Below are 7,842 nucleotides of genomic sequence, written 5' to 3'. Positions count from 1 at the left end.
TACTGAATGACGCATAAAGCGTATCCAGATTACGCGAAATCCATTCGGCAAAACGCGGGCCATTGGCTGCACTCAGTGCCAGCGTTGCTGTTTTGCCATTCTGTTTGATGATTGCGCTCACGCTTTTGTCTGCGGCACTCCAGGTCGAGCCAGTACGCGCTGCAGCCTTCGTAACCGACTTCTTCTGGTTGGAGCCTTTAAGATAGCCATAAAGCTGTTCAAAGCGCGTACTGGATTGTGCTGCCTTGAATGCATCCGTATCCATCAGTTCGCGCGCAGCATCTGCCTTGCCGGGCATCTCAATCAGTTTTCGCAGTTCGAGCCAGCGATCACGGCCAATACCTTTCGCTGGCCCAATAGCCATGAGCATATCTTCCGAGATAGCGCGCGGAATTGTCAGCATCTTCGACAATGTCTGATAATCGACAGAAAGTGCTGCCTGAATAGCTTCACGGCTATACTGCAGGTCTTCGAGCCGGGCAGCAAACAAAACACGTTCTATGAAGCTGAGATTTGCACGCGCTGAGTTTTCCTGACCCTGGCTTAGAATATGCTCAAGGTCGGCTAGCGGTTTGATGACGGCTTTGACCTTGATGCCAAGTTCACGAGCGACTTTTGCACGCCGGTGACCAAAAACGATCATATAGCGGCCGACGGTCTCCGGGTGAGGGCGCACGAGAATAGGGCTGTCCTGTCCACGCTCACGCACAGCTTCCAGGAGCTCGGCATATTCCTGATCATCTGCTTCAGGCAGACGATCTGCAATGAAAGATGCATCAAGAACGGCAGGGTCGAGTTCAACGATGGTTTCTCCATCGAGCTTCTGAGAAGCCTGCTTTGCAAGTTCATCGATGGATGCAGATAAAGACTTAGCAGCACCGAAACGGCGCGAAACATTTTCGACCGGTGAAACGGAGTTTTCTTCCGTTTCTTCGGTCTGCATTACGCTTTGAAAAATGTTCTTCCGTGCCATTCTTTTATCCTCAAATCAGTCATAAGCCTGATTTTATTTCATATTTTCAGAATTAGACTGCCGTCTAACGACCCCAGGCCTCATGAATAAGCCCGCGAATTTCCGAATTAACGCCTTCCAAGGCCTCCATAGCGCGATCATAAGTTCCGCGGTTCATGGAAGAGCGCTCAACTTCATAAAGTGTCTGCTTGGTAAGGCCAGCATCTGAGATCGCAGTTGATTTCAGCATCTGATGCTTGAGCATGTGCGACGCCAACATGCTTTGCATGAAACCAACCATCTGTGCCTGAGGAACATCTGTCGGTTCATAGCGTGTGATCAAATAGCGGAACCAATCAAGTTGTACGGCACCGCCCGCCTGACGAACTGTCTTGAGAATGTCGCCCAGCATAAGCAGAAACTGCGACATCGACATAAGATCGAGCATCTGCGGATGAACGGTAATGAGCACCGATGTTGCCGCAGAAAGAGCGGTCAGCGTCAGATAACCAAGCTGCGGCGGGCAATCGATGACGACAACATCATAATCGGCATCCACCTCTGCAAGAGCCACAGCGATGCGGTTCCAAAAGGTTTTGCCTTCGCCACCATTCTGCATCGCTAGCGGCGTATCATATTCATATTCCTGCAACTCCAGCATTGCAGGGATGATGTCCAGACCCGGGAAGTTGGTTTTGCGAATGATTTCGCGGATCGACTTGCGCTGCTCGTCATAGCGAACAGCTTCGTAGAGCGATGGAAATTCATCAAGCTCAGGCTGAATACCGTGCAGAGCTGACAGCGAAGCCTGAGGATCAAGATCAATGGCAAGCACGCGATGGCCGGTGAGGGCGAGATGTTGCGCCAAATGCGCCGCAGTCGTCGTCTTGCCGGAACCGCCTTTGAAGTTCACAACGCCGATAACCTGCAGTTTATCATTGCCACGACGATGGGGAACATAACGCTTCACCTCAGCACGACCGTTCTGATCAAGCCATTGGCGCAGTTCCTGTAGTTGTTCAATTGTATAAGCACGGCGTCCGCCGGAAAGGATGATAGGCTCAACGCCTTTGCCTTCCAGATGAAGCTTCTTTAAATTGCTCGGAGAGACACCGAGAAAATACGCAGCTTCCGCCATGGAAAACTGCCGCAAGTTTTTGCGTGCATCTGGCGGGAAGTTTTCATGACGCAGCAGATTGAGCTTGCGCGAGATCTCTCGACCTTGCGTCAATATCATGTCGTCAAACGACACTTGCTCTGCTTTACTTGCGATATTCATAGGCTCGGGATCCCTAATGACGGCACTGGAACTAATACCGCCTAAATACCGTCATTATGTCCGATTCTTATTTTGCTGCAAGTGGCGTATGTTAACAAATGATTAGCGCATTCCGTTTAGCTAACTTTCTATGAAGTCATAACGAATCGGATTTTGTCTATCTCTCTGAATATAAAGAGAATTCTGGATAATAGACTGTAGTCTATTTTGCCTGTCATCGCTGATGAGGGGTTTGCTTTATGGATGCAAGTAAAATCGCGTTTTTCCGGGACATTGGTTGTGGGGGAATCGGACGGTTTTGAATGAATTCGCAAATTTATATGATGATGAGTTTGTTAAGCACTGAAGAAAGGAGACGATCGGGCCTCGGAAGCTGGCTCGATATTTCAAGTGCAAGAGCATGCATTTTGGGTTCTACGATGCAGGATTTGTTAAAATTCCGTTCGAAGGAGGTCAGCGAATGTTTCAGGCTGGATTGACAAGCTGAAAGCATGGCGAGCTTCGCCCGAATAACTGTTTGCAAAATCTTTCAAATGAGTCTTTGAAGAGTAGACATTCTTAACGAAATAGTCGTATAGTGATCCCTATCGATCCCGTGCCTTTAATGGATTTTCGTCACCTTTTGAGGTGAGCGACTCACGATTGTGAGATTGTCTCAGTGACGAAAGAAAAGCTTCTGTTCAGTTTAGTAAGCTCGGATTACCTTCAATTTTTCATATGGTAAGGTTTTCGCAAGAAAACTGTTAAGATGCCTATATCGGGTACCGTTGAGGCAGGTTTAACAGTGTTGCTTTCTTGCTAGGCACTCGTTCCTATTCTTCATAGGCTAACAGAATCCCGTATGACGTAAGAGTATATTGGTTCAGCGTCTGTAGTTTTTGTATGCGTAAAAGTCGCTTCCTTCCTTACAGGATATTAGAGCGACATTAGCATGACCTATGAAGGGTCTGAGGGAGCGACGGATTGTGGTATTGCCGTCTGCAATCGCTCACACCTACGCAAGGCATCGCAGCGTCTCCGCGCTGTTGGTTACCGTTGCTGCCAGGCGAATTTTGGATGAGACCTTAATAAGACAGACAGGGCTCCTCTGTGTTGAAAAGCTTTTAGCTTTAATGGAGATAGAGCTTTTGAGGTTTCTGCGTTATGCGGGCCTCATTAAGTTTGATCCAGTGAATCCATCATCGTTAACGCGACGATGAAGTCATAATCGGCAGATAGCGAATAGCAGGGAAGCAGAATGACCGTTAGACAGATTGTCAAATTTCCGGATGCAGCTTTGCGTGCTGCTGCAGCACCGGTCACCGTTTTTGATAATAATCTACGTATCCTTGCACAGGACTTGCTTGATACGCTGCGCGCTGCACCGGGCATCGGCATCACAGCTCCGCATATAGGTGTTCTGACGCGTGTCGTGGTGCTTGAGCTTTCCGGCCCGGGCAGCGCCAAGACCTATATCAATCCTGAGATCACCTGGGCTTGCGATGAGAAAATCCGTCATCAGGAAGGAAGCGTCTCTATGCCAGGTGTTGTTGACGATGTTGAAAGACATGCCCGCATTCATCTGCGTTATCAGGATATGGACGGCGTTGAGTGGACTGAAGAATCTGATGGCTTGCTTGCAGTCTGTCATCAACATGAGATCGATCAGCTTGACGGGATTTTCTGGCTTCAGCGTCTGTCAAAGCTCAAGCGTGATCGCCTCATCAAGCGTTATCAGAAACTGCAAAAGTAAGATCGAAAATGTGTTTCGCTATGCAGGTCCAAGCATGATGAAGGTTTCGCTTTTGCTCACTCCCTGAAGCGAGCGAATTGTTGAGATGACTTCGTTTAGTTCGGAGATTGTCGAGACTTCAAGCTCTGCAATCACATCCCAAATACCATTCGTATTGCAAAGACTGGTCAGTCCGGGTACGCGCTTGATTGCGGCGATGGTGGCTTTGAGCGATGCACCAGACATTTCGATGAGCATGAAAGCCCGGATTTGATCTTTACCGATATCATCACGCACGCGCACGGTAAAACCTTTAATGTCGCCATTGGCGATCAAGCGGTCGAGGCGTTTCTGCGCCGTTGCGCGTGCCACTCCCAGCAGCTCTGCCAGTTGGGGCACAGAGGCACGGCCGTTGATGCGTAATTCTGTAATCAGCCTCTTATCTAATTCATCCATTGTTCCCACTTTCTTTTTAGTAATTTATTGTGACTGAATCGTCATTTTATGACAAAAACAATCACTTTATATTCTTTTTTGTCAATGTGATTGCGGATAATGATTTCCGACAAGGGGAATATAAAAGTGGCTCCTAAAATGCTGCTAGCTGGTGGGATGCTGCACAATTCCCTGTTGAGGCCGGTTACAAGGCCAGAAAATAGCGTCAACGGCTCCGTTTGGAGCTATCTTAGGGAACTTTGATAATGAAAATGGCGAGACTTTTTTCCACTGCGCTGGTGGCACTTGGCATCTCTCTCTGCGCTCATGCAGCTAAGGCTGACGATCTGGAGAAGATTCAGAAGAGCGGCAAGATGACCGTTGCGCTATCCGGGGTTTTCCCGCCGTTCAGCTTTGTCGATGAAAACAATCAGGTTGTTGGTTTCGACGTTGATATCGGCTCTGAAATTGCTCGTCGCCTGAAGGTTGAACCTGAAATCGTAACGACTGCTTGGGATGGGATCATTGCTGGCCTCGTCACGGGCCGTTTTGATACCATTGTTGGTTCGATGGGCATCACCGAAGAACGCAAGAAGGCTATTGATTTTGTCGGCCCTTATTATCGTTCCGGTCTCGGGCTGTTCGTACGTAAAGGCGATACGGTCAAGTCGCTGAACGAACTGGAAGGCAAAACCATCGGTGTGACGCTTGGTGAAACCTCTGAAAAGTGGGTGCGTGAGCAGGGCAAATACGAAGTCCGCACGTATAAGGGGCTGCCAGAAATGCTACTCGATCTTGGTTCAGGCCGTATCGACGCTGTAATTGCCGATGATGTTCCTGTCCTTGTAGCGATCAGTAAAAGCAATGCGCCTATCGATCAGGTAAAAGACGATCAGCTGCCGCGTTATGATATCGGTATTGCAGTGCGTAAAAACAATCCTGAGCTTCGCGATGCCATGCAGAAGGCCCTTGATGACATGATGGCTGACGGCACCTACAAGACCATCTCCGAAAAGTGGATTGGTGGGGATATCCGTTGATTTGAACATTGGTGTCGAGCGGTTCGAAGAGCCGCTCGACCACTGTTGAAAAGCGACATCAAAATTGTTGTTGCTTGGCTTCTTTCGCTTTTGTCGTGGCAAACGGCCATGCAGTTAAGCGGTGAATGCTTTCGTTCCTAAACTTTGTCATAGGTGTTGCCGGCTCGCGGCCGTGCTTGTTCCAATGTGACAGATGCTTTCAGAGTTGAGGCAGAAAGGTTGAAGGATGGATATCGCACTTATTGAGCGGATTTTTCCCTTCATTGTTCAGGCAGGATGGGTGACGGTTGAGTTGACTATCGTCTCATTGCTCATCGGCCTCATCGTTGCGAGCCTGTTGGTGATAGCGAAGTTTTCGCGTTACGCGCCGGTGCGTTGGATCGCAACCGCTTACATCAGTGTCATGCGTGGGACGCCGCTTCTCGTACAGTTGTTTCTGGTGTTTTTCGGCGGCCCACAATTTGGCTTTGAATTTTCGCCTTTTGTTGCGGGCGTGATCACGATGGGCTTCAACATCGGCGCCTATATGTCGGAAGGAATGCGTGGCGCGATTCTTGCAGTCGATAAGGGGCAGAATGAAGCAGCGCGTTCGCTTGGCTTTAGCCGGATAGGAACGATGCGGCTCTTTATACTGCCACAGGCGGCTCCTCTGATGATCCGCTCGCTCGGTGTGAATACCGTTATTCTGACAAAAAGCACCGCTCTTGTTTCGACAATCGGCGTGGTCGAGTTGACCTATACCGCACAGCGTTTTGTGACCTCTACCTATAAGCCCTTCGAGGTTTTTGCGGTCGCGGCGGCGGCATATATTGTGATTATTGCCGTCATTTCCCTGATCGTACGCGGTCTTGAAATTTACTTCAGCGCAGACAAGAGGGCAGGGGCATGAGTCTCGATTTTACCGTCGTTCCACCCTATGCAGAGCTGATGCTGATAGGCCTGCTCTGGACTGTACTGATTACTGTACTGGCTGGCTTTATTAGTATTGTCTTGGGAATTGTTATCGCGATTGTAACGCTTCACGCCCCAAAGCTGATAAGTCTTCCAATCCGCGGCATCGTGTTTCTGTTTATGGGTACACCGCTGCTTTTACAGCTGTATCTGCTCTATTATGGTTTGTCGCAGATAGGCATTATGGTGCCAGCCTTTTGGACGGGAGTTTTCGGCCTCGGCATGCATTATGCTGCCTACAACGCTGATATTTTCCGTGCGTCACTCGAGGCCGTTGATAAGGGGCAGATGGAAGCTGCTCGTTCGCTCGGCTTTGGAAATGGTGCTGCGCTGCGCTATTTCATCATTCCTCAGGCGATCCTGACTGCACTGCCGCAAGTCGGCAACAACAGCATTATCCTGCTCAAGGACACAGCCGTTCTGTCGGTATTGGGCATTGCAGAACTGGTGTTGAGCGCACAGCGTGGCATCAGCGAAACCTATCGTCCTTTTGAGTTCTACTTCGTTGCAGCCGTGCTCTATTACCTCGTCAATCTTTTGATGGAATGGGTTTTGAGCAAAGCGGCCAAGAAAGCGGAAGCTATCCGATGAACACACAGACCCCCATGATCGAACTTCGTCAGATCAGGAAATCCTATGGCGATATCGAGGTTTTGAAAGGCATTGACCTCACTGTAGCCAAAGGAAAGATCGTTTCCATTATCGGCCCCAGTGGTTCCGGAAAAAGTACGCTCTTGCGTTCCATCAACATGCTGGAAGAAACCTCAAGCGGTGAGATCTGGCTGGATGGACATCAGGTTAATCGCCCACTCAAGGGGCGCGCTTTCGAAAAGCACATCAACCATATCCGGCAGGAAATGGGGATGGTTTTCCAGCAGTTTAATCTGTTTCCGCATCTAACCGTTCTTCAGAACATCATGGTCGGACCGATGAAGCTGAAGGGCCTCTCGCGGGCAGATGCATTGGAACGTGCAAATAGCTTGCTTGCGAAAGTGGGCCTTGTCGATAAGGGCCATGCCTATCCTGCGCGGCTATCGGGCGGACAGAAGCAACGTGTTGCGATTGCGCGTGCGCTGGCCATGCAGCCGAAGGTTATGCTTTTTGATGAAGCAACATCCGCACTTGACCCTGAGCTGGTCGAAGAGGTGAACCAAGTTATGAAGCAGCTCGCAAGTGAACATATGACTATGTTGATCGTCACACACGAGATGCGTTTTGCAGCCGAAGTCTGTGACCACGTCATGTTCATGGATGGTGGTGTGGTGGTTGAACAGGGCTCGCCAGATCAGGTTCTGTCCAATCCCACCGAAGAGCGGACGCGAGCATTCCTGCGCAAGCATCTTTCTCATTAGAGCGCGGTTCGATCTGATTGATTCAGATCGGTGCTCTAACTCTTGCTAAATTAAGCATAATCTTATCTATCCTCGTTTTACTCCGGTCGGATTATGCTCAAAAATTGAAATCTAAGCTTTAG

General features: G+C 49.3%; 8 protein-coding genes (1 of these 8 cut by a window edge). 5 read left to right on the top strand and 3 right to left on the bottom strand.

Annotated features, from left to right (window positions below):
• Both repB and repA read right to left on the bottom strand, forming a co-directional pair.
• Window positions 1-973, bottom strand: the 5' portion of a protein-coding gene (gene repB, locus H5024_RS13595) for a plasmid partitioning protein RepB (protein ID WP_187547700.1). It extends 14 nt beyond the left edge of the window; 973 of the gene's 987 nt are visible here — the first part of the coding sequence; its start codon is at window positions 971-973; the stop codon falls past the left edge of the window.
• 64 nt (window positions 974-1,037) lie between these two features.
• Window positions 1,038-2,231, bottom strand: a complete 1,194-nt coding sequence (gene repA / locus H5024_RS13590; RefSeq protein WP_187547699.1) for a plasmid partitioning protein RepA — start codon at window positions 2,229-2,231, stop codon at window positions 1,038-1,040.
• A 1,237-nt stretch (window positions 2,232-3,468) separates the two neighbouring features.
• Here repA and H5024_RS13585 point away from each other — a divergent pair.
• The gene (locus H5024_RS13585; RefSeq protein ID WP_187547698.1) at window positions 3,469-3,963 is read left to right on the top strand and encodes a peptide deformylase; all 495 of its coding nucleotides are present in this window, start codon (window positions 3,469-3,471) and stop codon (window positions 3,961-3,963) included.
• An 18-nt stretch (window positions 3,964-3,981) separates the two neighbouring features.
• On the opposite strand, the gene H5024_RS13580 is transcribed toward H5024_RS13585, so the two are convergent.
• Complete coding sequence (locus H5024_RS13580; RefSeq protein WP_187547697.1) at window positions 3,982-4,398, bottom strand: Lrp/AsnC family transcriptional regulator; 417 nt, start codon at window positions 4,396-4,398, stop codon at window positions 3,982-3,984.
• 251 nt (window positions 4,399-4,649) lie between these two features.
• Here H5024_RS13580 and H5024_RS13575 point away from each other — a divergent pair, with 251 nt between their 5' ends.
• The 4 genes from H5024_RS13575 to H5024_RS13560 all read left to right on the top strand — a co-directional run bounded on the left by H5024_RS13575 (window position 4,650) and on the right by H5024_RS13560 (window position 7,720).
• The gene (locus tag H5024_RS13575; RefSeq protein ID WP_187547696.1) at window positions 4,650-5,417 is read left to right on the top strand and encodes an ABC transporter substrate-binding protein; all 768 of its coding nucleotides are present in this window, start codon (window positions 4,650-4,652) and stop codon (window positions 5,415-5,417) included.
• Window positions 5,418-5,643: 226 nt separating this feature from the next.
• Window positions 5,644-6,306 carry an amino acid ABC transporter permease gene (locus tag H5024_RS13570; RefSeq protein ID WP_187547695.1) on the top strand — a complete coding sequence of 221 codons (663 nt, stop codon included), beginning with the start codon at window positions 5,644-5,646 and terminating at the stop codon, window positions 6,304-6,306.
• Complete coding sequence (locus tag H5024_RS13565) at window positions 6,303-6,959, top strand: amino acid ABC transporter permease (RefSeq protein WP_187547693.1); 657 nt, start codon at window positions 6,303-6,305, stop codon at window positions 6,957-6,959. The genes H5024_RS13570 and H5024_RS13565 overlap by 4 nt, the downstream gene beginning before the upstream one ends.
• Window positions 6,956-7,720 (top strand): amino acid ABC transporter ATP-binding protein, encoded by a 765-nt coding sequence (locus tag H5024_RS13560; protein WP_273727617.1) that lies wholly within the window; start codon window positions 6,956-6,958, stop codon window positions 7,718-7,720. Before H5024_RS13565 ends, H5024_RS13560 begins: the two co-directional genes overlap by 4 nt.
• Window positions 7,721-7,842 lie beyond the last annotated feature (122 nt).

The organism is Ochrobactrum sp. Marseille-Q0166, assembly GCF_014397025.1.
Classification (GTDB): Bacteria; Pseudomonadota; Alphaproteobacteria; order Rhizobiales; family Rhizobiaceae; genus Brucella.
Note: the sequence above shows the minus strand (reverse complement) of the source record. Positions and strands in the feature narration are given on the sequence as shown.

Coding starts and splice junctions, on each gene's coding strand:
- H5024_RS13580 (WP_187547697.1), bottom strand. CDS start 4,398: ATGGATGAATTAGATAAGAGGCTGATTACAGAATTACGCATCAACGGC.
- H5024_RS13570 (WP_187547695.1), top strand. CDS start 5,644: ATGGATATCGCACTTATTGAGCGGATTTTTCCCTTCATTGTTCAGGCA.
- H5024_RS13565 (WP_187547693.1), top strand. CDS start 6,303: ATGAGTCTCGATTTTACCGTCGTTCCACCCTATGCAGAGCTGATGCTG.
- H5024_RS13575 (WP_187547696.1), top strand. CDS start 4,650: ATGGCGAGACTTTTTTCCACTGCGCTGGTGGCACTTGGCATCTCTCTC.
- repA (WP_187547699.1), bottom strand. CDS start 2,231: ATGAATATCGCAAGTAAAGCAGAGCAAGTGTCGTTTGACGACATGATA.
- H5024_RS13585 (WP_187547698.1), top strand. CDS start 3,469: ATGACCGTTAGACAGATTGTCAAATTTCCGGATGCAGCTTTGCGTGCT.
- H5024_RS13560 (WP_273727617.1), top strand. CDS start 6,956: ATGAACACACAGACCCCCATGATCGAACTTCGTCAGATCAGGAAATCC.